We start from the raw sequence: 25,441 nt of genomic DNA on the forward strand, positions 1-25,441 counted from the left end.
GTCTGGTGGTAATAGCGAAGAGGTCACACCTGTTCCCATGCCGAACACAGCAGTTAAGCTCTTCAGCGCCGATGGTAGTTGGGTTCGCCCTGCGAGAGTAGGACGCTGCCAGGCAAGGATGAAAGATTCCTTACACCGTTTATACGGATGAGGAATCTTTTGTTTTCTTAGGGTATTGCATTATGCCCTTAATCATGATATATTATTCAAGTCGCTTCGGAACGGAGCTGATGAAAATAAAAAACATGTTGACAACATAAGTTAAAACATGATATGATGTTCTAGTTGCCAAATGAGCGGCAGAACGAAATTGATCTTTGAAAACTGAACAAAACAACCAATTACGAACTAAACGACATGATCGCAAGATCAACGTCAGCTCTAACGAGCAATGCATCAAAACTTTCATGGAGAGTTTGATCTTGGCTCAGGACGAACGCTGGCGGCGTGCCTAATACATGCAAGTCGAGCGCAGGAAACCAGTTGACCCCTTCGGGGTGATTCTGGTGGAATGAGCGGCGGACGGGTGAGTAACACGTGGGCAACCTGCCTGTAAGACTGGGATAACTTCGGGAAACCGGAGCTAATACCGGATAGTATTTCCTTTCTCCTGATTGGAAATGGAAAGACGGTTTCGGCTGTCACTTACAGATGGGCCCGCGGTGCATTAGCTAGTTGGCGGGGTAATGGCCCACCAAGGCGACGATGCATAGCCGACCTGAGAGGGTGATCGGCCACACTGGGACTGAGACACGGCCCAGACTCCTACGGGAGGCAGCAGTAGGGAATCTTCCGCAATGGACGAAAGTCTGACGGAGCAACGCCGCGTGAGCGATGAAGGCCTTCGGGTCGTAAAGCTCTGTTGTTAGGGAAGAACAAGTACGAGAGTAACTGCTCGTACCTTGACGGTACCTAACCAGAAAGCCCCGGCTAACTACGTGCCAGCAGCCGCGGTAATACGTAGGGGGCAAGCGTTGTCCGGAATTATTGGGCGTAAAGGGCTCGTAGGCGGTTTCTTAAGTCTGATGTGAAAGCCCACAGCTCAACTGTGGAGGGTCATTGGAAACTGGGGAACTTGAGTGCAGAAGAGGAGAGTGGAATTCCACGTGTAGCGGTGAAATGCGTAGATATGTGGAGGAACACCAGTGGCGAAGGCGACTCTCTGGTCTGTAACTGACGCTGAGGAGCGAAAGCGTGGGGAGCAAACAGGATTAGATACCCTGGTAGTCCACGCCGTAAACGATGAGTGCTAGGTGTTAGGGGGTTTCCGCCCCTTAGTGCTGAAGTTAACGCATTAAGCACTCCGCCTGGGGAGTACGGCCGCAAGGCTGAAACTCAAAAGAATTGACGGGGGCCCGCACAAGCGGTGGAGCATGTGGTTTAATTCGAAGCAACGCGAAGAACCTTACCAGGTCTTGACATCCGCTGACAACTCTGGAGACAGAGCGTTCCCTTCGGGGACAGCGTGACAGGTGGTGCATGGTTGTCGTCAGCTCGTGTCGTGAGATGTTGGGTTAAGTCCCGCAACGAGCGCAACCCTTGATTCTAGTTGCCAGCATTCAGTTGGGCACTCTAGAGTGACTGCCGGTGACAAACCGGAGGAAGGTGGGGATGACGTCAAATCATCATGCCCCTTATGACCTGGGCTACACACGTGCTACAATGGATGGTACAAAGGGCAGCGAAGCCGCGAGGCTAAGCGAATCCCATAAAACCATTCTCAGTTCGGATTGCAGGCTGCAACTCGCCTGCATGAAGCCGGAATCGCTAGTAATCGCGGATCAGCATGCCGCGGTGAATACGTTCCCGGGCCTTGTACACACCGCCCGTCACACCACGAGAGTTGGTAACACCCGAAGTCGGTGAGGTAACCTTTTGGAGCCAGCCGCCGAAGGTGGGATCAATGATTGGGGTGAAGTCGTAACAAGGTAGCCGTATCGGAAGGTGCGGCTGGATCACCTCCTTTCTAAGGATAATTGGAACTACTACTTCGTAGTAGACATCGTAATTGGTTGTTTGTTCAGTTTTGAGAGATCAATCTCTCTTGTGAACCTTGAAAACTAGATAAGAAACAACATGCCAGAACATCAAACTTTAAAGCCGACAATTTATTGTCGCGATTTATAGATTTATCATGCGTTATTAGTTAAGTGAAGAAGGGCGCACGGTGGATGCCTTGGCACTAGGAGCCGATGAAGGACGGGACTAACACCGATATGCTTCGGGGAGCTGTAAGTAAGCTTTGATCCGAAGATTTCCGAATGGGGGAACCCGCTATCCGTTATTGGATAGTACGTATCACTGAATACATAGGTGATACGAGGCAGACCCGGGGAACTGAAACATCTCATTACCCGGAGGAAGAGAAAGCAAATGCGATTTCCTGAGTAGCGGCGAGCGAAACGGAATTAGCCCAAACCAGAAGGCTTGCCTTCTGGGGTTGTAGGACACTCCTTTGGAGTTACAAAGAAACCATATAGACGAAGCGGCTTGGAATGGCCCGCCATAGAAGGTAAGAGCCCTGTATTTGAAATGTGGTTTCCTCCGGAGTGTATCCTGAGTACGGCGGAACACGTGAAATTCCGTCGGAATCCGGGAGGACCATCTCCCAAGGCTAAATACTCCCTAGTGACCGATAGTGAACCAGTACCGTGAGGGAAAGGTGAAAAGCACCCCGGAAGGGGAGTGAAATAGATCCTGAAACCGTGTGCCTACAAGTAGTCGAAGCCCGTTAATGGGTGACGGCGTACCTTTTGTAGAATGGACCGGCGAGTTACGATCCCCTGCAAGGTTAAGTTGTATAGACGGAGCCGCAGCGAAAGCGAGTCTGAATAGGGCGATATAGTAGGTGGTCGTAGACCCGAAACCGTGTGATCTACCCATGTCCAGGGTGAAGGTCAGGTAACACTGACTGGAGGCCCGAACCCACGCACGTTGAAAAGTGCGGGGATGAGGTGTGGGTAGGGGTGAAATGCCAATCGAACACGGAGATAGCTGGTTCTCTCCGAAATAGCTTTAGGGCTAGCCTCAAAGGATGATGGTTGGAGGTAGAGCACTGATTGGACTAGGGGCCCTCATCGGGTTACCGAATTCAGTCAAACTCCGAATGCCAATCAATCTACTTTGGGAGTCAGACTATGGGTGATAAGGTTCATGGTCGAAAGGGAAACAGCCCAGACCGCCAGCTAAGGTCCCAAAGTGTGTGTTAAGTGGAAAAGGATGTGGCGTTGCTTAGACAACCAGGATGTTGGCTTAGAAGCAGCCATCATTGAAAGAGTGCGTAATAGCTCACTGGTCGAGTGACGCTGCGCCGAAAATATACCGGGGCTAAACACACCACCGAAGCTGCGGATTGACATCTACGATGTCAGTGGTAGGAGAGCGTTCTAAGGGCAGTGAAGGTCGATCGTGAGGACGGCTGGAGCGCTTAGAAGTGAGAATGCCGGTATGAGTAGCGAAAAAAGAGTGAGAATCTCTTTCATCGAAAGCCCAAGGTTTCCTGAGGAAGGCTCGTCCGCTCAGGGTTAGTCGGGGCCTAAGCCGAGGCCGAAAGGCGTAGGCGATGGACAACAGGTTGATATTCCTGTACCACCTAAATCCGCTTGAACGATGGGGGGACGCAGGAGGATAGGGAAAGCGCGCTGCTGGTTATGCGCGTCCAAGCCGTGAGGAAGTTGAGCAGGCAAATCCACTCAACACTATTCCAGGCGGTTATGGGGAGGGAAATTTAGTACCGAAGTTCCTGATTTCACACTGCCAAGAAAAGCCTCTAGTGAGGAAATAGGTGCCCGTACCGCAAACCGACACAGGTAGGCACGGTGAGTAACCGAAGATGATCGGGAGAACTCTCGTTAAGGAACTCGGCAAAATGACCCCGTAACTTCGGGAGAAGGGGTGCTTCTTTTAAGGAGAAGCCGCAGTGAAAAGGCCCAAGCGACTGTTTAGCAAAAACACAGGTCTCTGCAAAGCCGTAAGGCGAAGTATAGGGGCTGACACCTGCCCGGTGCTGGAAGGTTAAGGGGAATGGTTAGGGACTTCGTCCCGAAGCTGTGAACCGAAGCCCCAGTAAACGGCGGCCGTAACTATAACGGTCCTAAGGTAGCGAAATTCCTTGTCGGGTAAGTTCCGACCCGCACGAAAGGTGCAACGACTTGGGCACTGTCTCAACGAGAGACCCGGTGAAATTATACTATGCGTGAAGATGCGCATTACCCGCGACAGGACGGAAAGACCCCGTGGAGCTTTACTGTAGCCTGATATGGAATGTTGGTACAGCTTGTACAGGATAGGTGGGAGCCTTAGAAGCCGGAGCGCCAGCTTCGGTGGAGGCATCCGTGGGATACCACCCTGGCTGTATTGACATTCTAACCCAGAACCGTTATCCGGTTCGGAGACAGTGTCAGGTGGGCAGTTTGACTGGGGCGGTCGCCTCCCAAAGAGTAACGGAGGCGCCCAAAGGTTCCCTCAGAATGGTTGGAAATCATTCGTAGCGTGCAAAGGCAGAAGGGAGCTTGACTGCGAGACCTACAAGTCGAGCAGGGACGAAAGTCGGGCTTAGTGATCCGGCGGTGCCGTATGGAAGGGCCGTCGCTCAACGGATAAAAGCTACCCCGGGGATAACAGGCTTATCTCCCCCAAGAGTCCACATCGACGGGGAGGTTTGGCACCTCGATGTCGGCTCATCGCATCCTGGGGCTGTAGTCGGTCCCAAGGGTTGGGCTGTTCGCCCATTAAAGCGGTACGCGAGCTGGGTTCAGAACGTCGTGAGACAGTTCGGTCCCTATCCGTCGTGGGCGTTAGAAGTTTGAGAGGAGCTGTCCTTAGTACGAGAGGACCGGGATGGACGCACCGCTGGTGCACCAGTTGTTCCGCCAGGAGCATAGCTGGGTAGCTACGTGCGGAAGGGATAAGTGCTGAAAGCATCTAAGCATGAAGCCCCCCTCAAGATGAGACTTCTCATCATTTTAAATGAGTAAGATCCCTCAGAGACGATGAGGTAGATAGGTTCGAGGTGGAAGCGTGGTGACACGTGCAGCTGACGAATACTAATCGATCGAGGACTTAACTAACATTAAGTCAACGCCAAAGTCCAAGCACTCCGGTGCTTGGCCGCATGAAATGTCTGGCAGGACATGTTTCTTATCTAGTTTTGAGGGTTCATTCAATTGAATTCTTGAATTGTCTGGTGGTAATAGCGAAGAGGTCACACCTGTTCCCATGCCGAACACAGCAGTTAAGCTCTTCAGCGCCGATGGTAGTTGGGTTCGCCCTGCGAGAGTAGGACGCTGCCAGGCAAGGTAAAGGACTCCAACACTGCTATGTGCAGATTAAGGAGTCTTTTATTTTCGAAGCTGTGTCGAGTTAGATCGATTGCTTCGCCAAAAAACATGTTGACAACGTAAGTTGAAACATGATATGATGTTCTAGTCGCCAAATGAGTGACGGAACGAAATTGATCTTTGAAAACTGAACAAAACAACCAATTACGAACTAAACGACATGATCGCAAGATCAACGTCAGCTCTAACGAGCAATGCATCAAAACTTTCATGGAGAGTTTGATCTTGGCTCAGGACGAACGCTGGCGGCGTGCCTAATACATGCAAGTCGAGCGCAGGAAACCAGTTGACCCCTTCGGGGTGATTCTGGCGGAATGAGCGGCGGACGGGTGAGTAACACGTGGGCAACCTGCCTGTAAGACTGGGATAACTTCGGGAAACCGGAGCTAATACCGGATAGTATTTCCTTTCTCCTGATTGGAAATGGAAAGACGGTTTCGGCTGTCACTTACAGATGGGCCCGCGGTGCATTAGCTAGTTGGCGGGGTAATGGCCCACCAAGGCGACGATGCATAGCCGACCTGAGAGGGTGATCGGCCACACTGGGACTGAGACACGGCCCAGACTCCTACGGGAGGCAGCAGTAGGGAATCTTCCGCAATGGACGAAAGTCTGACGGAGCAACGCCGCGTGAGCGATGAAGGCCTTCGGGTCGTAAAGCTCTGTTGTTAGGGAAGAACAAGTACGAGAGTAACTGCTCGTACCTTGACGGTACCTAACCAGAAAGCCCCGGCTAACTACGTGCCAGCAGCCGCGGTAATACGTAGGGGGCAAGCGTTGTCCGGAATTATTGGGCGTAAAGGGCTCGTAGGCGGTTTCTTAAGTCTGATGTGAAAGCCCACAGCTCAACTGTGGAGGGTCATTGGAAACTGGGGAACTTGAGTGCAGAAGAGGAGAGTGGAATTCCACGTGTAGCGGTGAAATGCGTAGATATGTGGAGGAACACCAGTGGCGAAGGCGACTCTCTGGTCTGTAACTGACGCTGAGGAGCGAAAGCGTGGGGAGCAAACAGGATTAGATACCCTGGTAGTCCACGCCGTAAACGATGAGTGCTAGGTGTTAGGGGGTTTCCGCCCCTTAGTGCTGAAGTTAACGCATTAAGCACTCCGCCTGGGGAGTACGGCCGCAAGGCTGAAACTCAAAAGAATTGACGGGGGCCCGCACAAGCGGTGGAGCATGTGGTTTAATTCGAAGCAACGCGAAGAACCTTACCAGGTCTTGACATCCGCTGACAACTCTGGAGACAGAGCGTTCCCTTCGGGGACAGCGTGACAGGTGGTGCATGGTTGTCGTCAGCTCGTGTCGTGAGATGTTGGGTTAAGTCCCGCAACGAGCGCAACCCTTGATTCTAGTTGCCAGCATTCAGTTGGGCACTCTAGAGTGACTGCCGGTGACAAACCGGAGGAAGGTGGGGATGACGTCAAATCATCATGCCCCTTATGACCTGGGCTACACACGTGCTACAATGGATGGTACAAAGGGCAGCAAAGCCGCGAGGCTAAGCGAATCCCATAAAACCATTCTCAGTTCGGATTGCAGGCTGCAACTCGCCTGCATGAAGCCGGAATCGCTAGTAATCGCGGATCAGCATGCCGCGGTGAATACGTTCCCGGGCCTTGTACACACCGCCCGTCACACCACGAGAGTTGGTAACACCCGAAGTCGGTGAGGTAACCTTTTGGAGCCAGCCGCCGAAGGTGGGATCAATGATTGGGGTGAAGTCGTAACAAGGTAGCCGTATCGGAAGGTGCGGCTGGATCACCTCCTTTCTAAGGATAATTGGAACTACTACTTCGTAGTAGACATCGTAATTGGTTGTTTGTTCAGTTTTGAGAGATCAATCTCTCTTGTGAACCTTGAAAACTAGATAAGAAACAACATGCCAGAACATCAAACTTTAAAGCCGACAATTTATTGTCGCGATTTATAGATTTATCATGCGTTATTAGTTAAGTGAAGAAGGGCGCACGGTGGATGCCTTGGCACTAGGAGCCGATGAAGGACGGGACTAACACCGATATGCTTCGGGGAGCTGTAAGTAAGCTTTGATCCGAAGATTTCCGAATGGGGGAACCCGCTATCCGTTATTGGATAGTACGTATCACTGAATACATAGGTGATACGAGGCAGACCCGGGGAACTGAAACATCTCATTACCCGGAGGAAGAGAAAGCAAATGCGATTTCCTGAGTAGCGGCGAGCGAAACGGAATTAGCCCAAACCAGAAGGCTTGCCTTCTGGGGTTGTAGGACACTCCTTTGGAGTTACAAAGAAACCATATAGACGAAGCGGCTTGGAATGGCCCGCCATAGAAGGTAAGAGCCCTGTATTTGAAATGTGGTTTCCTCCGGAGTGTATCCTGAGTACGGCGGAACACGTGAAATTCCGTCGGAATCCGGGAGGACCATCTCCCAAGGCTAAATACTCCCTAGTGACCGATAGTGAACCAGTACCGTGAGGGAAAGGTGAAAAGCACCCCGGAAGGGGAGTGAAATAGATCCTGAAACCGTGTGCCTACAAGTAGTCGAAGCCCGTTAATGGGTGACGGCGTACCTTTTGTAGAATGGACCGGCGAGTTACGATCCCCTGCAAGGTTAAGTTGTATAGACGGAGCCGCAGCGAAAGCGAGTCTGAATAGGGCGATATAGTAGGTGGTCGTAGACCCGAAACCGTGTGATCTACCCATGTCCAGGGTGAAGGTCAGGTAACACTGACTGGAGGCCCGAACCCACGCACGTTGAAAAGTGCGGGGATGAGGTGTGGGTAGGGGTGAAATGCCAATCGAACACGGAGATAGCTGGTTCTCTCCGAAATAGCTTTAGGGCTAGCCTCAAAGGATGATGGTTGGAGGTAGAGCACTGATTGGACTAGGGGCCCTCATCGGGTTACCGAATTCAGTCAAACTCCGAATGCCAATCAATCTACTTTGGGAGTCAGACTATGGGTGATAAGGTTCATGGTCGAAAGGGAAACAGCCCAGACCGCCAGCTAAGGTCCCAAAGTGTGTGTTAAGTGGAAAAGGATGTGGCGTTGCTTAGACAACCAGGATGTTGGCTTAGAAGCAGCCATCATTGAAAGAGTGCGTAATAGCTCACTGGTCGAGTGACGCTGCGCCGAAAATATACCGGGGCTAAACACACCACCGAAGCTGCGGATTGACATCTACGATGTCAGTGGTAGGAGAGCGTTCTAAGGGCAGTGAAGGTCGATCGTGAGGACGGCTGGAGCGCTTAGAAGTGAGAATGCCGGTATGAGTAGCGAAAAAAGAGTGAGAATCTCTTTCATCGAAAGCCCAAGGTTTCCTGAGGAAGGCTCGTCCGCTCAGGGTTAGTCGGGGCCTAAGCCGAGGCCGAAAGGCGTAGGCGATGGACAACAGGTTGATATTCCTGTACCACCTAAATCCGCTTGAACGATGGGGGGACGCAGGAGGATAGGGAAAGCGCGCTGCTGGTTATGCGCGTCCAAGCCGTGAGGAAGTTGAGCAGGCAAATCCACTCAACACTATTCCAGGCGGTTATGGGGAGGGAAATTTAGTACCGAAGTTCCTGATTTCACACTGCCAAGAAAAGCCTCTAGTGAGGAAATAGGTGCCCGTACCGCAAACCGACACAGGTAGGCACGGTGAGTAACCGAAGATGATCGGGAGAACTCTCGTTAAGGAACTCGGCAAAATGACCCCGTAACTTCGGGAGAAGGGGTGCTTCTTTTAAGGAGAAGCCGCAGTGAAAAGGCCCAAGCGACTGTTTAGCAAAAACACAGGTCTCTGCAAAGCCGTAAGGCGAAGTATAGGGGCTGACACCTGCCCGGTGCTGGAAGGTTAAGGGGAATGGTTAGGGACTTCGTCCCGAAGCTGTGAACCGAAGCCCCAGTAAACGGCGGCCGTAACTATAACGGTCCTAAGGTAGCGAAATTCCTTGTCGGGTAAGTTCCGACCCGCACGAAAGGTGCAACGACTTGGGCACTGTCTCAACGAGAGACCCGGTGAAATTATACTATGCGTGAAGATGCGCATTACCCGCGACAGGACGGAAAGACCCCGTGGAGCTTTACTGTAGCCTGATATGGAATGTTGGTACAGCTTGTACAGGATAGGTGGGAGCCTTAGAAGCCGGAGCGCCAGCTTCGGTGGAGGCATCCGTGGGATACCACCCTGGCTGTATTGACATTCTAACCCAGAACCGTTATCCGGTTCGGAGACAGTGTCAGGTGGGCAGTTTGACTGGGGCGGTCGCCTCCCAAAGAGTAACGGAGGCGCCCAAAGGTTCCCTCAGAATGGTTGGAAATCATTCGTAGCGTGCAAAGGCAGAAGGGAGCTTGACTGCGAGACCTACAAGTCGAGCAGGGACGAAAGTCGGGCTTAGTGATCCGGCGGTGCCGTATGGAAGGGCCGTCGCTCAACGGATAAAAGCTACCCCGGGGATAACAGGCTTATCTCCCCCAAGAGTCCACATCGACGGGGAGGTTTGGCACCTCGATGTCGGCTCATCGCATCCTGGGGCTGTAGTCGGTCCCAAGGGTTGGGCTGTTCGCCCATTAAAGCGGTACGCGAGCTGGGTTCAGAACGTCGTGAGACAGTTCGGTCCCTATCCGTCGTGGGCGTTAGAAGTTTGAGAGGAGCTGTCCTTAGTACGAGAGGACCGGGATGGACGCACCGCTGGTGCACCAGTTGTTCCGCCAGGAGCATAGCTGGGTAGCTACGTGCGGAAGGGATAAGTGCTGAAAGCATCTAAGCATGAAGCCCCCCTCAAGATGAGACTTCTCATCATTTTAAATGAGTAAGATCCCTCAGAGACGATGAGGTAGATAGGTTCGAGGTGGAAGCGTGGTGACACGTGCAGCTGACGAATACTAATCGATCGAGGACTTAACTAAAACGAAAAGCGGAGGGAACCGCTTAGAAATGCAAGTATAAGTGAGAGGCCGGAAAGGGTGGTTTTACCCTTGCAGGGCTATCGCTTAGGCTGGAGTTTCTGGTTCCTGGAGCTGGATCTGACGAGTAAGTCAACGCCAAAGTCCAAGCACTCCGGTGCTTGGCCGCATGAAATGTCTGGCAGGACATGTTTCTTATCTAGTTTTGAGGGTTCATTTCCAATTGAATTCTTGAATTGTCTGGTGGTAATAGCGAAGAGGTCACACCTGTTCCCATGCCGAACACAGTAGTTAAGCTCTTCAGCGCCGATGGTAGTTGGGTTCGCCCCGTGAGAGTAGGACACTGCCAGGCAGTTCTTTTTTGTATACATATTTAATATTGATCCACAGTAGCTCAGTGGTAGAGCTATCGGCTGTTAACCGATCGGTCGCAGGTTCGAATCCTGCCTGTGGAGCCATCGCTTCCTTAGCTCAGTCGGTAGAGCACCACCATGGTAAGGTGGGGGTCAGCGGTTCAAGTCCGCTAGGAAGCTTAGAAAAAAAGTATTAGAGTTTAATTACTCTAATACTTTTTTTGATTTTATAGATTTTTAACTATTGAGCCCTATCATACTAGAAAGGGCTTTTTCTGTAATTTATGATGATAAAGAAGGTCTTACAATCAATTCACTCACATCGATCTCTGCTGGTTGTGAAATTGCATAAAGAATGGCCTTTGCAATAGCAGAAGCAGGAAGAGCTAGTCGGCGATATTCGAGCATAGCTTCACTCGCTTGTTTATCAGTAATATGATCAGCCAGTTCAGATTCAGTTACACCCGGTGAAATTAGAGTTGCACGAATATTATTTGTTGCTTCCTGTCGCAATCCTTCCGTGATTGCACGGACCGCATATTTGGTTGCGCAATAAACTGCTGCTGTTGGGGTTACTTCGTATGCGCCTATAGAAGCGATATTAATAATATGTCCGCTATGCTGTTCCTTCATCAGAGGTAATGCAGCGCCAATACCATGGAGGACACCTCGGATATTTACATCAATCATACGATTCCATTCATCAATTTTCAGAGATTCCAATTTTGATAGTGGCATTACACCAGCATTATTTACAATAACATCAATTTTTCCGTATGACTCTATAATCTCTTCTACTGTATCCTGCATTTGATTAAAGTCTGTAACATCGAGCTGCTTATAATCGGCTATATACCCTTTTTGGCGGATTATAGATACAACTGTTTCTAATTTATCTGTTCTGCGGGCTGCAGCAATTACAACAGCACCATTTTCAGCTAACAATTCTACAGTAGCTGCCCCGATACCGCTGCTTCCTCCAGTGACAAGAATAACTTTATTCTTTATACTCATGCTTGTATCTTCCTTTCTAATTCAACTTTGATAGAAGACTCTTTACGGGACCACATTATTCTTGGTCACGATATAGGATCATTCCTGCGTGGTATAAGATCCCGTTACGAAAATCTCCATCTGCTGTGAAACCAGTATCATCTTGGTATTCAATGTGGTCACCTATAATTTGATAAGCACCTGTATAGGCGCCTTCGACATTGCCGCGAGCTTCCACATAGCGTCCTTCGGGCAGCAGTTCATGCCGGATATACCGATCTTTGGTGACCCAAAGTCCAGCATAAGAATGAGTAGTAATCTTCAAACGATATCACTCCTTTTCTGATCTACTATTAGTATCAAGGAAAGTAAGCATGGGGCGGTAGCCGGCATCTCTTTAATTCTTGCCCTATTCTCCAAGCTGATGAGCTCTACAAAGGAGGATGTATTCCATGTCATCGGAAGAACAATTGCAATTGAAAGAACGCGAGCTTACAAAGTTAGTCACAACACTTGCAACCAAGGATGGTACGAATCTTACACTTATCTCTGGTTTGGAATTTATTCGATCTGCAAAGCCGCTGGAACCTGTACATACAATGCATGAACCTGCGTTATGCATTGTTCTGCAAGGAAGAAAATTGGTATCTGTTAATGGGGAGGACTTCTTTTACCAGAAGGGTGATTACTTAGTCGTAGCAGTTGATCTGCCAGTTATCGGAGAAATATTAGAGGCAAGTGAAAAGGAACCATATCTATGTCTTCGGTTGAATTTTAATTTCATGCAGATTGCAAAAGTTTCAAAAGAGTATAAGCAGCACGCAACCAATAAAGGTATTTCCGAGAGAGGCATATATGTAGATCAGACAAATGAAGCAATTGTGGATGCATTAATCAGACTCGTGAAACTGCTCCATACTCCTGAAGATACGGAGATACTTGCACCACTTATTATCAAAGAAATCCTTTACCGTATCATGCAGGGGAAGTATGGCGACAGAGTAAAAAACCTCGCTGCAAAAGGGAGTAAGTTATCTGAAGTAGCCGCTGCTCTAAATTATTTAAAGAAGTATTTTTCTCACGAAATAAAGATAGATGAATTGGCTAAACAAGTAAACCTTAGCACGTCGGCTTTATATCATCATTTTAAACGAGTTACAACTATGACTCCTATTCAATACCAGAGAGCATTACGGCTGCAAGAAGCAAGGAGATTAATCATTGGTGAAGATATGAGAGCAGCTGATGCAGCCTTTAAAGTTGGATATGAAAGTCCCACTTATTTTAATCGGGAATACAGAAAAATGTTTGGCAAGCCACCAGGAAGAGATCGGAAAGAGAATCTAAAGTTATATAATACGTAGTACATTCAAAAACAAAAAGCCGCATACGGTAGTATGCGGCTTCTTCTTATTTCCTGTACTTCTGATAATTCTTATTCCCACCAGAGAGATTATACACCTCTTTGAATCCCATGTTTCTTAATATATTCTGCGCAGCATTGCCCGTCACACCACTGTTGCAATAGCAGAGGGTCGGCTTTTTCGGATCAAGATCATTTGCTTTCTCCCGCAGTTTTGCTAAAGGTATGTTAACTGCCTCTGGTACGTGCGATGTGTCATATTGGGTTTTAGCGCGTGTATCAATGATCTGGAAAGACTCGCCTTGTGCCAGCCGATGCTGCAGCTCTTTAGGCGTAAGCAGCTTATTATGCTTCTTGATGGCATTATCGAGTGCCATGCCAGTGTACATGACAGGATCCTTTGTCGTGCTGAATGGCGGGGCGTATGCCAAATCGAGATGGAACAGGTCCTCTGCTTTGGCTCCGAACGTCATAGCGGTGACAAATACATCAATACGCTTGTCCACGCCTTCTTCTCCGACTGCCTGAACACCGAGCAGTCTGCCGGTTGCTCGGTCAGCAATAGCTTTTATCGTAATCTCTTTGCCTCCAAGATAAGCTGCGCGAGCAGGCTTGATATTATGCAGTGTCTCGATATCATATCCCTGTGCAAGAGCCTCTTGTTCGTTCATGCCAGTCTGCCCAACAGCTAGTTCGAATACACGGACAATCCCTGTTCCGAGAATACCGCGATGAGCAGAATTGCCTCCGGTAATGACATCACCAGCTATGCGTCCCATTTTATTAGCGGTGGACCCGAGTGGGCGATAAATGGCGTTACGAGTAATAACAGAAAAGCTCTCTGCTACATCTCCGACTGCATACACATCAGGTAAGTTGGTCTGCATTTTTTCGTTAACTGCAATTGCGCCTGTTTCGCCAATGTTAACGCCAATCTTTTCAGCCAGAGCTGTATTTGGTTTGACTCCTGCAGCTAGGAAGACTATATCAGATGTAATTGTATCTCCGTTTGACGTAATGACATCTGTATCTGTAATGCGAACAGCCTCTTGCCCAAGCAGCAAATTAACACCATGTGCTTCCAATGTATCGGCCACACGGTCAGCTATATCTTTATCCAGATGCCTCATCACTTGATTGCTGCGCTGGATTATAGTTACTTCAATCCCTAAATGGGTGAGCTGTTCGGCCATTTCCAATCCAATATAACCGGCACCAATGATCGTAGCACTTCTCGGCTTCCGGGATTCGATGAATTGGTCGATGGCGCCTGCATGCTGGATCGTACGCACGTGAAAGACATGCTCCAGCTCTGTACCTTCTATAGAAGGTGTTATCGGGCTGGCGCCAGTTGCGAAAACGAGAACATCGTAAGTGTCTGTCGCTGTTTCTTCAGTCTCCAAGTTTATAATAGTCAAGGTCTTGCTATCATGATCTATATCTACTACTTCATGCCTTGTTTGAATCGAGACATTATAGCGCTTTTTGAACCAAGCTGAATCACGAGGATTCAGTGTTTCCAACTCCTCTACCTCATCGCCGATAAAATAAGGAATACCGCAAACACTGTAAGAGATATCATAATCCCTGTCATAAATGCAGATATCTGCTTCTTCATTATTACGACGTGCTTTTGCTGCGACGGAGGTACCGGCTGCGACGGATCCTATTATACGGATTTTCATATTATCTCTCCTTTAATGGATGATGGCTAACCATATATAAAGTCCTGTTAGTGTTATAAACAGTGTTGGTATAGTTAATACAATTCCAGTTTTGAAATACGCTCCCCACGATATTCTGACACCTTTCTGGGATAGGACGTGGAGCCATAGCAGCGTTGCCAGTGAGCCGATCGGCGTGATTTTAGGACCGAGATCAGAACCGATCACATTTGCATAAATAAGGGCTTCCCGCATAGCTCCCGACGTGGACGTCTGGGATATCGCGATAGCATCAATCATGACTGTCGGCATATTATTCATGACCGAAGACAGAATGGCTGCGATAAATCCCATACCTATCGTGCCGATGAACATACCTTGGTCTGCCACATACTGGATCATGTCCGCGAGTATATCCGTCAGACCAGCATTACGCAATCCGTAGACAACGACATACATCCCGATAGAGAAGAAGACGATGTTCCACGGCGCGCCTTTTACCACTGCTTTTGCTTCAACTGCTGGGCTGCGCCGTGCAATAAGCAGGAAGAAGATAGCTATTGCCCCGGCTACAAAGGAGACTGGGATATGGAAGAATTCACAGATCAAATATCCGATCACTAATAGAGCGAGTACATACCAAGATAGTTTAAACATTTTCTTGTCTTTAATAGCCGAAGACGGCTGTTTCACATAATTTACTTCATAGTTCTTCGGAATACGTTTTCGGAAAAATAAGTAGAGCACAAGGATGCTTGCCCCAAGTGAAATCAAATTCGGAATGATCATACGCGAAGCATATTCCAGGAAAGTGATGTTAAAGAAATCAGCTGATACAATGTTCACCAAGTTACTTACGATCAGCGGCAGTGATGTTGTATCGGCTATGAACCCACTTGCAATGATGAATGGAAATACGAGTGTTTCGTCAAAACGTAGTGCTCGTACCATCGCCAGCACGATCGGTGTCAGGATCAAGGCTGCACCATCATTTGCGAAAAAGGCAGATACGACAGCTCCCAACACACAGACGTAAACGAACATCTTCACGCCGTTTCCTTTTGCGGCAGCAGCCATATGTAAAGCGGCCCATTCAAAAAAACCGATGCTATCCAATATTAGTGAAATCAAAATGATGGCCACAAACGCCAAGGTGGCATTCCAGACGATGTTAGTCACTTCCCATACGTCCGTGAAATCGACCACACCTGCTAAAAGTGCAAGTATTGCACCACCACATGCCGTCCAGCCGATACTCAGATTCTTCGGCTGCCAGATGATAAGTATAAGTGTGATAAGAAAAATGATACAGGCTAAAACAGTTGTCAACATGTGAATAAAAACTCCTTACTTAACAAGTGATTGCTTCTGCTTTTTTCCGCAGCTTTACGAGCTGTTCATCATTCTCGTCTAGCTGACCGAGAATTTGCTCTACCAAAGCGTGTTGTTCACAAGTATTGTTAAAACGATAGTAGCGCCATTGTCCGCGCCTTTCTTCGTAAACAAGACCTGCTTTTTTATATTTACGCAAGTGCTGGCTGATAGCTGGCTGGCTCACTTCAAACATGCCTACCAGTTCACAGACACAGTACTCCTTTTCCATCAGTAATTTCAATAGCAGCAGACGTGTCGGATCATGAAGGATCTTTAAAGTCTCTGTAAGCTTTTCCGTTGATAAAGCAATTGATGCCGTCATCCAATTCCCTCCTTCTGAAACTAGTATATAAGCAAATTGTTATATAAGGCAATTGTTATATGATATGTTTAACATAGATAGGGAAGTGGCGTGACGTCACGTCACATTATTGGAAAGGAATGTGTCCGATGATTTTAAACAAAGGCGGTAAGTTGAGCCCAGCGTACTTTTTATCTTATATAGAGCTTGTTGCTAGCTTCAGACAATGCAGCAAAGCAGATGTGTATGACATAGTCTTTGATAGGCTATTCGACCGGGATAAAACAAAACTTGGTTCAGCTAGCTTTCAAGCATTCGAAACAGCATATGAGCAGTTCAGTAAAAAGCATGAATCCATATAAGGGTCCATGCATTTATTTTATAGAGGACGCTTATATCGATTACCTGCTCAAGTGCCCCAGTTTAAGAAAGCGGCTTTATGCGTTATAATGGTAACAGCAATCATTATTTCACACACAGTTTTAAAATAGATTGAAAGAGAGTGTTCATTAATGGGACGTAAATGGAACAATATCAAAGAGAAGAAAGCTTCGAAGGATGCCAATACCAGCCGGATTTATGCGAAGTTCGGCCGGGAGATCTATGTAGTTGCCAAACAAGGTGAGCCGGATCCAGAAGCCAACCAGGCATTGAAATTCGTCTTGGAGCGTGCGAAGACGTATAACGTACCTAAGGCAATCATCGAGCGTGCGATCGAGAAAGCTAAGGGCGGCGGCGAAGAGAACTACGACGACATGCGCTACGAAGGCTTCGGTCCGAGCGGCTCTATGATTATTGTTGATGCATTGACGAATAATGTAAACCGTACAGCACCTGAGGTTCGTGCTGCTTTCGGTAAAAACGGCGGTAACATGGGTGTCAGCGGATCTGTTGCTTACATGTTCGATGCAACGGCAGTAATCGGAGTCGAAGGCAAATCTTCTGATGAGGTATTGGAAATCTTGATGGAAGCTGACGTTGATGCACGTGACATCATCGAAGAAGACGATGCGGTCATCGTTTATGCAGAGCCGGATCATTTCCATGTTGTACAGGAAGCTCTTAAGCAAGCTGGAATCGAAGAATTCTCGGTGGCTGAGCTTACTATGCTGGCACAGAATGACATCACACTAGATGCAGATACACAGGAGCAATTCGAAAAGCTTATAGATGCGCTTGAGGATCTAGAAGATGTGCAGCAGGTTTATCATAACGTCGATTTAGGTTAAAGTGAAAAAAGCAGTGCCATTGCGGCGCTGCTTTTTTTATCTTATAGAGATAATCCTGTCCATTTCCAATAAGTAAAATAGAACAATAGGATAACAAGTACATAAATCGGCATGAGCACAAGACTTATTTGGAGTAACTTTTTAGCGTCGTATGTGCAATCACCTTCTTCGTAATAGAGAAGCAGAGCTTTTGAGCTGACAGGGAACGTTACACAGTAATTCATTCCTATTAAACTTAAAAACACGATAGTATCGAGTTCGACAGCGATAGATTGCCCAAAAAGGATTAAACTTGGTATAAAGACAATAGCACGTGTTGTATGCGAGGTGATATATAAATGACTGGTAACGGTTACGACGGAAAGCAGCAGAACAATCGTCCATTCTGAAGCTCCTGTGAATAAATGCAAGTTATGCATCACTTCTTCTTCCATCCAGCCGACAACGCCCGTATCCACTAATACTTTCCCCAGCGCTGTGGCGGCTGCCACAAATAAAAGCAAGTTCCATGAAATGGCCTTTATACCTTGTTTCCAGCTTATTACGCCATAGCCAGGCATCATAAGCAGCAATGCACCAATCATAGTGACAAATGCGATATCATACCCATGAATATTTTCAGTAATCCATCCAATGATCAAACCAACGAGTATGATAATTGTCTTTTTCTCTATCTTAGTTATAGGTGTAACCCTATACGCATTTTTAATAGGAAGGACGTCGCTGCTATCTGATGCGAAGCGCTTCGGCCATAAAGTTAATTTTAAGATATACATTGTTATTAAAGTGATAATGATTGTAAAGGGCACACCCCATATCAGCCATTGCACGAATGATATCGATTGGTCCGTTGTACTTTCTAGTAATCCAATACCAATCAAATGGGAACCAGCACCAATTAAAGTTGCTGAGGTGCTCATTAAAATGATGACTGGAGCTAAAATAGCTAAAAATTCTTTTTGCTTACTTGAAAAGTGAGTACCTAGTTGCTTGATAATTGGCATGGATAGGGCAGCCCTTCCTGAAGTGGAAGGGATAAAAAGCGCCGTTAATCCTAATGCAAGAGTAAAAGCCCGTATCAAGGAATGTTTCGACTTAGCCCGAAACAGGATAGCATGACTGAACCGCTCAGCAAGTCCTGATTCTTTAATACTCTCACCAATCACAAATGCACCGAGCATCAGCCACACAACTTCTTCACTGAATGATTGATAAAGCAGTTGAGGTTCCCCTGCATTCATAAATATGATAAAAGCGATAAGCGAAACAGCAACATATCCAGCGGGAATTTTTGTCGTGATCCAAAGTGTCATTGCGGACAAGAAAGCAAAAAGCGATACTTTTGCGGCATAATCCATATCTGTCACTATGACAAATAATAGGATAAACGCATGAATAATACCTATAAGACGTGCTTTGCCAGGGATTTCTTTATTCTGTTTGGCGAGATGCTTTTTGCTTCTTCTATACCGATTCACTTGTTCCATGAGATTGGATCCTTTCTTTCGAGGTCCTTTGGTCTGCTAATGTCACACCTATTCTGATTTGGCGCAGGATGCATTCTACACTCTCTTTTATCCATCTAGGTGCCTTCGATATAGCCTTCTCTAAGGTGACGGGGTATTGGATGATACTTACGTATGCATCGATACCTGCTTTGTAATTGTTTTCGGCTCCGCGTCCAATTGAGCCCGTAATCGCTATGACAGGTATATTGTATTTCTTTGCAATCCTTGCAACTTCACAAGGAATCTTTCCATCAGGTGTCTGGAAGTCAAGACTGCCTTCACCGGTTATAACGAGGTCCGCATCTGCTATTTTCTCTTCAATCTGAATGTAGTTTTTAATCAGGTCGAATCGGGGGTGCAGCCTCGCACCTGTGAATGCAAGAAGTCCTGCCCCGAGCCCTCCTGATGCACCGCTTCCTGGTGCATGGCGGACGACCATACCTGTAGATTCCTCAATTAATGTAGCGTAATGGTCAAGTGAAACTGAAAGGGCATCAACTTGCTCGGCTGTTGCTCCTTTTTGGGGTCCAAAAACTCTCGCCACGCCGCGGTCACCGCACAATATATTTTTCCAGTTGCAAGCAACATCAATAGAAACGTCATTCAATCTGTGGGGTAAGGCAGACGTGTCTATTGATATCGCTTTCATTAAATCCGTGACAGATCTTATAGCAATACGATTCTGCTTTTCATCCAGAAATACAACACCAAGAGCCTCAGCCATACCTGCGCCACCGTCTGATGTACCAGAATCACCGCAGCCAATAATTATTTTATTGACGTGTTTGTCTAAAGCATCAAGAATTAATTCGCCCACGCCATATGTGGTTGTTTGCAACGGATTCCTCAAGTCTTTTGGTACCAATTTCAAGCCAGCAACGGCAGCCATTTCTATCACTGCTGTGCGTGTTTTCCCCTCTTGAAAAATACCATAATGGCTATCGATCTTCTGCCATACAGGTCCAGTGACAGTCTTATGGATTAACTCACCGTCTTTGATCTTAACAATCGCTTTTGCAAAGCCTTCTCCTCCATCTATCATGGGAAGTATCTCGGTCTGGATAAAAGGCTCGAATTTTTTAGCACCTGCTCCCATTGCAACAGCCACTTCTTCTGCATCAAGACATTCTTTAAAACCTGACGGAATCATAATAACTTTCATAATTTTTTCCTCCAATATATTTTTTAATACTGCTATCATAGCTTTCAAAAAGGTGTATTTACTGTGAAGTCCATTAAGATTGGATTAAAGATTGATGAATTTTCAGAAAATATGGTGGTGTATTGCGTAGAAGGAGGAGAGAAGGGAGCATAGTGGATTTGAATCAAAAAAACAGTAAAGAGCAGAGACCTCATAACGGGATCCTGCTCTTTTAATTAAGCAATATTTTTTTACGTCCAGGTCAGAGCTGGAAAAGCATATTTTTACATAAAACAGTTAGCGCATAAGTGTACCACCGTTCACATGGATAGATTGCCCCGTAATAAATGATGCTTTTTCCGAAGCTAAGAAAAGAGTCATTTCCGCAACGTCAGACACATCTCCTAATCTTTTCAATGGAACGCCATTCATGACTTTTTCTCTGTATGCAGCGTCCCACTGCTCGGTCATATCTGTTTCAATTGGGCCAGGGCAGACAGCATTGACCCGTATGTTATGATCAGACATCTCATAGGCTAGATGCATGGTCAGATAATTAAGTGCTGCCTTGGAGGCACCATAGGCAGGAGTTGCATTCTTATGTGGTGTGTTTGCAGTTGTAGAGCTGATATTTATAATCGCCCCTTGCTTATTCTCTATCATAAAAGGCAATACGGACTGGCTGATTAAAAAAGCGCTGGTCAAGTTCGTTCTAATAATATTTTCCCAATCGTCCAGAGTGGTTTGGAGAGTAGGAGTACGGGTGTTCATACCTGCATTATTAACTAAGACATCAACCTTTTGAAACGTTGAGCTAATTATTTCCTTGATTTGATTTGCGGTCTCAGGGCTGCTAGCGTCACCAGATACAATAAAACATGTGCCGCCTTCTTTCTGGATGTCATGCTGAAGGGCTGTCAATCTTTCGCTGTTTCGACCGTTCACAATCAGTGATGCTCCATGCCTAGCAAAGGTTAGGGCAATTTCTCTTCCGATTCCTTTTGTGGCACCAGTAACTACGACAACTTTGTTTTGGAATGACAAAATGATCCCTCCGATGTTTTGAAGTAAGAATATATTGTTCGTTTAAAAAGTAAACAGATAATAGATTGATTTCTAGATCGATCATGATTAGCTCATACACTTGTTGCTAAAGTAAACAGATAATATATGTTCATTGTAAGCGCTTAATCAAAGGGTTGCAATCAGATAATGAAGAATGTGTGATGAATATGGAGGAATTCAAGCGGTTGAGGGGTGGATTTAGAACTAGTAAACCTATAAAAAACACTGATCTTATCCTCTTCTAGAGGTTAAGATCAGTGTTTTACTGGATCTCTTTTAATTTACGCCATAAGGTTGTACGGTTAATGCCTAATCTTTCTGCTGTTTTAGAGTTATTCTTCTTTTCTTCCAGCCATACTGCTTGGATGATTTGCGTTTCAATATCGGCTAATGTTCCAGTAATGTCGATAACTGTTTTACTTTGATCCTGAAGTTCGTCCATTATGTCTGCAATAGTGGAATCTTGGATATAAGCTGCCTCTTCCTTTCGTACAGCTTTGTTGATGATTCTGCTTAGCTCGATAATATTTGATTCGAATGGATTTGATTCAAGAAGCTGTACAGCCTCTTCACTGATGCCTGCGATTTGCACCCCGTATTCACTATTAAAACTTGAAATAAATAAGCGGATCAGATTTGGAATATCTTCTTTGCGTTCCCGCAGCGGCGGAAGATGGAGCATCTTGAATTTTGCTGGAATCCGGTCTGATGTCTTATTGTTCATGGCAAGGATAATACGAAATGGAACTTTCGCCTTTAGCTGCTTTTCTATCCAGTCCTTTGTTGTTTCCGCTATTTTATCTGCATTCACTATATAAAGTGTACCGCCATCCTCCAGCACTATTGCCAGATAGGGAAGTAATACGCTTGGGAATGCTGCTCCGTCTATCCGGATAAAATCAGTAGTATCGTTAGTGTGAATATATCTAGCCAAACTTTCTTTTCCTGTACCATTTTCACCAATGATGACAATAGGAGCAGGTTGTTCACGTAATGCTTCAGCTTGTTCAATAGCCAGCTGCACTTCTTCATGGTTGGAGCTTAAATAAACAGAAGCATTTGGATCAGCCACTAAAGAAATGGACGGCAGCGATTTAGAAGGTGCTTCCTGTTCCAGTAATTCAATGACTACTTGCTGTGAGCTCAATTGATGTGCATGTAATTGGTAAAATCTATTTTTGTATACCACTTCAACTAGTATTTGTTCAAACTGAAAAATAGCCGCAGCTATTCTTCTAATGAAAGAAGGTGGAAGCGGTATGGGCTGGGTTGAGAGTGAACGAAGCTGCAGATACTTATCTGCTATGATTGTATGCTGATTCAAATCTTGGAGGATTTGTGCATACGTATCTCTTTCTTTCTTTATTTTTTCCACAGTACGGTACGTTTCTACTGCTTGGCGAAGAGCATTAACGACACTTTCTTTTCCAGAAGTCAATAAAAGGCCGTGCATGCCTATTTTTTCTGCTAATTGAACTGTGATTACATCTCCGATAACAAAGGTATAATTCTCTTCTTTCAATAATAGCAGCTGATTTTCAATATGATGCTCATCATCTATGGCATAAATATCAAGATTTACATCGATCAACTGACTGACACTCGATACCGCATTGGCTATAGCTGGGAAACCGACAAAGGCTACTCTGTTATCTGTATCCTTGATTAGCGTGATAATACGAAGCAGGTCAAAACCAGACACCTCTATATTTATTACCGGGATTGTAACATGTTGCTTAATCCGTTCAGCAGTACCGCCTCGGCTAATAATGATATCAGTGCCTTGCTTTTCAGCTTCTATTGCAAATTTAACCCCTTGCTGTAAATCACCTTGCACTATATCAATGTTGCCAAGTTCTTTTTGGTTGGCAACGTCTTGAATTAATTCTCCTAAGCCAGCATAAGGAGCAATGGCTGTAATCTTCATTTCCTTCACCTCAAGTGTAATTAAACGCCTTACTTGTACGTTACCACATTCAGTGTGAATCTAAAAACCTTTTCTACTCTATTATAGCCATTCATAATGTTATTTTGTTTCATTATGAAACGAAATAACATTTGTTATTTTATTTATGGCTATTAATTATTATAAATGGTTGATTTATGAAACAGTTTGGAGTATGCTTTATGAAAGCGCGTACAATGGAGGGGAAGAAAATGAATTTAACTGGTATTTGGCCAGCGATGGTCACGCCTTTTACAGAAAATCAACGTATCAACGAAGATGCTATACAAAAATTAACGAATTATCTTATAGAAGCTGGCGTTCATGGATTGTTTGCTTTAGGCACAAATGGCGAATTTCATATGCTTGACCGAGATGAGAAGCTTACAGTTGCAAAGGAGATCATCCAAACAGCTAATGGAAGAGTACCGGTAATGGTTGGAACAGGAGGTAATTCCACAAAAGAAGTAATTGATTTATCCCGAGATATGGAAGCATTGGGTGCTGATGCGCTTTCCATTATCACACCTTATTTTGTCGCTCCTGACCAAACGGACCTTGCAGTTCACTACGAAACGATTGCCAGTGCAGTTACTATCCCTGTCATGCTATACAATATCCCATCCAAAACAGGGATGTCGATAGAGGCAGAGACGGTTGCCAGACTTGCAAAGCACTCGAACATTCTTGGTATCAAAGACAGCAGCGGAAACTTCGATAACATCAAAGCTTATATAGAAGCTACTAATAATGAAGAATTTGCAGTGTTTGCTGGAACGGATTCGTTAATCCTTCAAACATTGCGTGCCGGAGGGCAAGGAGCTGTTGCGGCTACTGCGAATGTTCTGCCGGATAAAGTGTTAGCAATTTATGAAGGGTTCCGGAATAACGACGAACAGCAAGCAGAAGAAGCGCAGTCCAGTTTGCAGCCTTTACGGGAGACTTTCGTGCTTGGGGCCATTCCAAGTTCACTAAAGAAAGCAGTAGAGTTAGCCGGAATTCCGGTAGGACCGCCACGACTTCCAGTCACCGAAGCAAAAGGAGAAGTACTGCAAAAAATCGAGAACATGATGCAAGGATACAACCTACACACTCGTTAACAAAAAGGGGAGAGCGAATTGTCTATTTATAAATTCCAAACAGCAGATCATATTGTTGCAGGTCGTGAAGCAGTAGATAACATTAGTGAACATTTATCTTTACTGAATCTGCCGATTAAACAGGCGCTATTGATCACACAGCCGGCTTTGATTGCAGCAGGTGCCGCAGAAAAGGTAGAGAAGGCATTGGAAGCTGTAGGTATAACTGTGGATCTGACAACTGATGTAGAACCAGAACCTACACTTGAAAATATCGAAAGAGTCTTTTCAGAAACTGTCGGCGTGAAAGATTATGATGTACTGATCGGGCTTGGCGGAGGAAGTATTTTAGATACAACAAAACTGCTATCTGTTTTAAAAACAAATGATACTGCCTTGGAGAACCTGCTTGGAACTGACCTGGTGGAAAAGGCAGGGTTACCAACTATCTTAATTCCAACTACTTCAGGTACCGGAGCGGAAGTGACGCCGAATGCCATTGTCACATTACCTGAACAAGAGCTGAAGATCGGTGTTGTTAGCAGATATTTGCTTCCGGATCTAGTATTGCTTGATCCAACATTAACAACAGGACTGCCAAAACCAATCACAGCTGCAACAGGGATGGATGCATTCACACATGCGCTGGAATCTTATATTTCAAATAAGGCTAATTCGATAAGTGATATGTTTGCGCTGGAATCCATTCGGTTGATTACAGCTAATATTGTTACTGCTTATCAGAATGGAGCTGATTTGGATGCCAGAGAGAAAATGCTTATCGGCTCCATGTATGGCGGTATGGCATTAACAGCAGCGGGTACGGCAGCAGTTCATGCAATGGCTTATCCGTTGGGAGGCAAGTACAAGATTGCACATGGTGTGGCAAACTCCATGCTGCTTCCACATGTGACGCAGTTCAATATGGATGCGATGGTAGATCGCTTAGCCTCTGTAGCTGAGCCTATGGGCATTGATACAAATAGTCTGTCCAGTGAAGAAGCAGCCCAGGCAGTAGTAGATAAAATTAAGGAACTGACAACTGTATTGGAAATACCTCAGGATTTAGGGGAATACGGTGTGGAAGAAGAGAGCATTGAATCAATGGCAGTTGCTGCTTTGGAAGTGAAGCGATTGATGGACAATAATCCAAAGGTGTTGGATAAAGAAGATGTAAAGTCTATTTATCGCAAGCTGTTAGTCTGAGAGCGGTAAGAG

14 protein-coding genes, 2 tRNA genes and 7 rRNA genes are annotated in these 25,441 nt (G+C 46.1%); 14 read left to right on the forward strand and 9 right to left on the reverse strand.

All coding sequences use genetic code 11. The features are described from left to right. Position 1: 1 nt before the first annotated feature. From rrf (ABXS78_RS00560) to ABXS78_RS00600, 9 genes are all read left to right on the forward strand, one after another. Positions 2-114: ribosomal RNA gene (gene rrf, locus ABXS78_RS00560) — 5S ribosomal RNA — on the forward strand. 290 nt (positions 115-404) lie between these two features. Continuing rightward, positions 405-1,966, forward strand: a 16S ribosomal RNA gene (locus tag ABXS78_RS00565). 178 nt (positions 1,967-2,144) lie between these two features. Beyond that, positions 2,145-5,069 (forward strand): 23S ribosomal RNA (locus ABXS78_RS00570). A gap of 112 nt (positions 5,070-5,181) precedes the next feature. Further along, positions 5,182-5,294 (forward strand): 5S ribosomal RNA (gene rrf / locus ABXS78_RS00575). A gap of 252 nt (positions 5,295-5,546) precedes the next feature. Then, a 16S ribosomal RNA gene (locus ABXS78_RS00580) occupies positions 5,547-7,108 on the forward strand. A 178-nt stretch (positions 7,109-7,286) separates the two neighbouring features. Beyond that, a 23S ribosomal RNA gene (locus ABXS78_RS00585) occupies positions 7,287-10,211 on the forward strand. A 236-nt stretch (positions 10,212-10,447) separates the two neighbouring features. Continuing rightward, positions 10,448-10,560, forward strand: a 5S ribosomal RNA gene (rrf, locus tag ABXS78_RS00590). The 16S, 23S and 5S rRNA genes sit together here with 2 tRNA genes alongside, the layout of an rRNA operon. A gap of 31 nt (positions 10,561-10,591) precedes the next feature. Beyond that, positions 10,592-10,666 (forward strand) — tRNA-Asn (locus ABXS78_RS00595). Between the two features lie 2 nt (positions 10,667-10,668). After that, a tRNA-Thr gene (locus ABXS78_RS00600) sits at positions 10,669-10,741 on the forward strand. A gap of 102 nt (positions 10,742-10,843) precedes the next feature. Here ABXS78_RS00600 and ABXS78_RS00605 read toward each other — a convergent pair. Both ABXS78_RS00605 and ABXS78_RS00610 read right to left on the reverse strand, forming a co-directional pair. After that, positions 10,844-11,575: an SDR family oxidoreductase gene (locus ABXS78_RS00605; RefSeq protein WP_366248468.1), complete on the reverse strand. Its 732-nt coding sequence runs from the start codon at positions 11,573-11,575 to the stop codon at positions 10,844-10,846. 55 nt (positions 11,576-11,630) lie between these two features. Then, on the reverse strand, positions 11,631-11,879 hold the full coding sequence (locus ABXS78_RS00610; RefSeq protein WP_366248469.1) for an Atu4866 domain-containing protein: 249 nt from the start codon (positions 11,877-11,879) through the stop codon (positions 11,631-11,633). A 127-nt stretch (positions 11,880-12,006) separates the two neighbouring features. Between ABXS78_RS00610 and ABXS78_RS00615 the strand changes: the two genes are divergently transcribed. Continuing rightward, positions 12,007-12,918, forward strand: coding sequence for an AraC family transcriptional regulator (locus ABXS78_RS00615; RefSeq protein ID WP_366248470.1), 912 nt, complete (start codon positions 12,007-12,009; stop codon positions 12,916-12,918). A gap of 46 nt (positions 12,919-12,964) precedes the next feature. Here the strand turns inward: ABXS78_RS00615 and ABXS78_RS00620 are convergent, their stop codons facing one another. Genes ABXS78_RS00620 through ABXS78_RS00630 form a run of 3 tightly spaced genes read right to left on the reverse strand, consistent with a single transcriptional unit; the run spans position 12,965 to position 16,277 of the window. Then, positions 12,965-14,602 (reverse strand): FAD-dependent oxidoreductase, encoded by a 1,638-nt coding sequence (locus ABXS78_RS00620; RefSeq protein WP_366248471.1) that lies wholly within the window; start codon positions 14,600-14,602, stop codon positions 12,965-12,967. A 12-nt stretch (positions 14,603-14,614) separates the two neighbouring features. After that, a complete protein-coding gene (locus ABXS78_RS00625) occupies positions 14,615-15,913 on the reverse strand; it encodes an arsenic transporter (RefSeq protein ID WP_366248472.1) in 1,299 nt (432 codons plus the stop codon). Between the two features lie 19 nt (positions 15,914-15,932). Next, entirely contained in the window at positions 15,933-16,277 is a 345-nt protein-coding gene (locus ABXS78_RS00630) for a metalloregulator ArsR/SmtB family transcription factor (protein ID WP_366248473.1), read from the reverse strand. A gap of 128 nt (positions 16,278-16,405) precedes the next feature. Here ABXS78_RS00630 and ABXS78_RS00635 point away from each other — a divergent pair, with 128 nt between their 5' ends. Then, entirely contained in the window at positions 16,406-16,618 is a 213-nt protein-coding gene (locus tag ABXS78_RS00635) for a hypothetical protein (RefSeq protein WP_366248474.1), read from the forward strand. A 150-nt stretch (positions 16,619-16,768) separates the two neighbouring features. Beyond that, a complete protein-coding gene (locus ABXS78_RS00640; protein ID WP_366248475.1) occupies positions 16,769-17,485 on the forward strand; it encodes a YebC/PmpR family DNA-binding transcriptional regulator in 717 nt (238 codons plus the stop codon). A gap of 41 nt (positions 17,486-17,526) precedes the next feature. Here the strand turns inward: ABXS78_RS00640 and ABXS78_RS00645 are convergent, their stop codons facing one another. The 4 genes from ABXS78_RS00645 to ABXS78_RS00660 form a co-directional block, all read right to left on the reverse strand. After that, the gene (locus ABXS78_RS00645; protein ID WP_366248476.1) at positions 17,527-18,972 is read right to left on the reverse strand and encodes an SLC13 family permease; all 1,446 of its coding nucleotides are present in this window, start codon (positions 18,970-18,972) and stop codon (positions 17,527-17,529) included. Next, complete coding sequence (locus ABXS78_RS00650; RefSeq protein ID WP_366248477.1) at positions 18,950-20,155, reverse strand: glycerate kinase; 1,206 nt, start codon at positions 20,153-20,155, stop codon at positions 18,950-18,952. The genes ABXS78_RS00645 and ABXS78_RS00650 overlap by 23 nt, the downstream gene beginning before the upstream one ends. 276 nt (positions 20,156-20,431) lie before the next feature. After that, positions 20,432-21,178, reverse strand: a complete 747-nt coding sequence (locus ABXS78_RS00655) for an SDR family NAD(P)-dependent oxidoreductase (protein ID WP_366248478.1) — start codon at positions 21,176-21,178, stop codon at positions 20,432-20,434. Positions 21,179-21,461: 283 nt separating this feature from the next. After that, positions 21,462-23,126 carry a PrpR N-terminal domain-containing protein gene (locus ABXS78_RS00660; RefSeq protein WP_366248479.1) on the reverse strand — a complete coding sequence of 555 codons (1,665 nt, stop codon included), beginning with the start codon at positions 23,124-23,126 and terminating at the stop codon, positions 21,462-21,464. A 230-nt stretch (positions 23,127-23,356) separates the two neighbouring features. Between ABXS78_RS00660 and dapA the strand changes: the two genes are divergently transcribed. Both dapA and ABXS78_RS00670 read left to right on the forward strand, forming a co-directional pair. Beyond that, entirely contained in the window at positions 23,357-24,244 is an 888-nt protein-coding gene (dapA, locus tag ABXS78_RS00665) for a 4-hydroxy-tetrahydrodipicolinate synthase (protein WP_366249848.1), read from the forward strand. An 18-nt stretch (positions 24,245-24,262) separates the two neighbouring features. Beyond that, the gene (locus ABXS78_RS00670; protein WP_366248480.1) at positions 24,263-25,429 is read left to right on the forward strand and encodes an iron-containing alcohol dehydrogenase; all 1,167 of its coding nucleotides are present in this window, start codon (positions 24,263-24,265) and stop codon (positions 25,427-25,429) included. Positions 25,430-25,441 lie beyond the last annotated feature (12 nt).

Source organism: Terribacillus aidingensis, assembly GCF_040703035.1.
Classification (GTDB): Bacteria; Bacillota; Bacilli; order Bacillales; family Amphibacillaceae; genus Terribacillus.

What these genes read in the sequence shown, in the direction of transcription:
- ABXS78_RS00605 (WP_366248468.1), bottom strand. Translation starts at nt 11,575, where the DNA reads ATGAGTATAAAGAATAAAGTTATTCTTGTCACTGGAGGAAGCAGCGGT.
- ABXS78_RS00615 (WP_366248470.1), top strand. Translation starts at nt 12,007, where the DNA reads ATGTCATCGGAAGAACAATTGCAATTGAAAGAACGCGAGCTTACAAAG.
- ABXS78_RS00620 (WP_366248471.1), bottom strand. Translation starts at nt 14,602, where the DNA reads ATGAAAATCCGTATAATAGGATCCGTCGCAGCCGGTACCTCCGTCGCA.
- ABXS78_RS00625 (WP_366248472.1), bottom strand. Translation starts at nt 15,913, where the DNA reads ATGTTGACAACTGTTTTAGCCTGTATCATTTTTCTTATCACACTTATA.
- ABXS78_RS00630 (WP_366248473.1), bottom strand. Translation starts at nt 16,277, where the DNA reads ATGACGGCATCAATTGCTTTATCAACGGAAAAGCTTACAGAGACTTTA.
- ABXS78_RS00635 (WP_366248474.1), top strand. Translation starts at nt 16,406, where the DNA reads ATGATTTTAAACAAAGGCGGTAAGTTGAGCCCAGCGTACTTTTTATCT.
- ABXS78_RS00640 (WP_366248475.1), top strand. Translation starts at nt 16,769, where the DNA reads ATGGGACGTAAATGGAACAATATCAAAGAGAAGAAAGCTTCGAAGGAT.
- ABXS78_RS00645 (WP_366248476.1), bottom strand. Translation starts at nt 18,972, where the DNA reads ATGGAACAAGTGAATCGGTATAGAAGAAGCAAAAAGCATCTCGCCAAA.
- ABXS78_RS00650 (WP_366248477.1), bottom strand. Translation starts at nt 20,155, where the DNA reads ATGAAAGTTATTATGATTCCGTCAGGTTTTAAAGAATGTCTTGATGCA.
- ABXS78_RS00660 (WP_366248479.1), bottom strand. Translation starts at nt 23,126, where the DNA reads ATGAAGATTACAGCCATTGCTCCTTATGCTGGCTTAGGAGAATTAATT.
- dapA (WP_366249848.1), top strand. Translation starts at nt 23,357, where the DNA reads ATGAATTTAACTGGTATTTGGCCAGCGATGGTCACGCCTTTTACAGAA.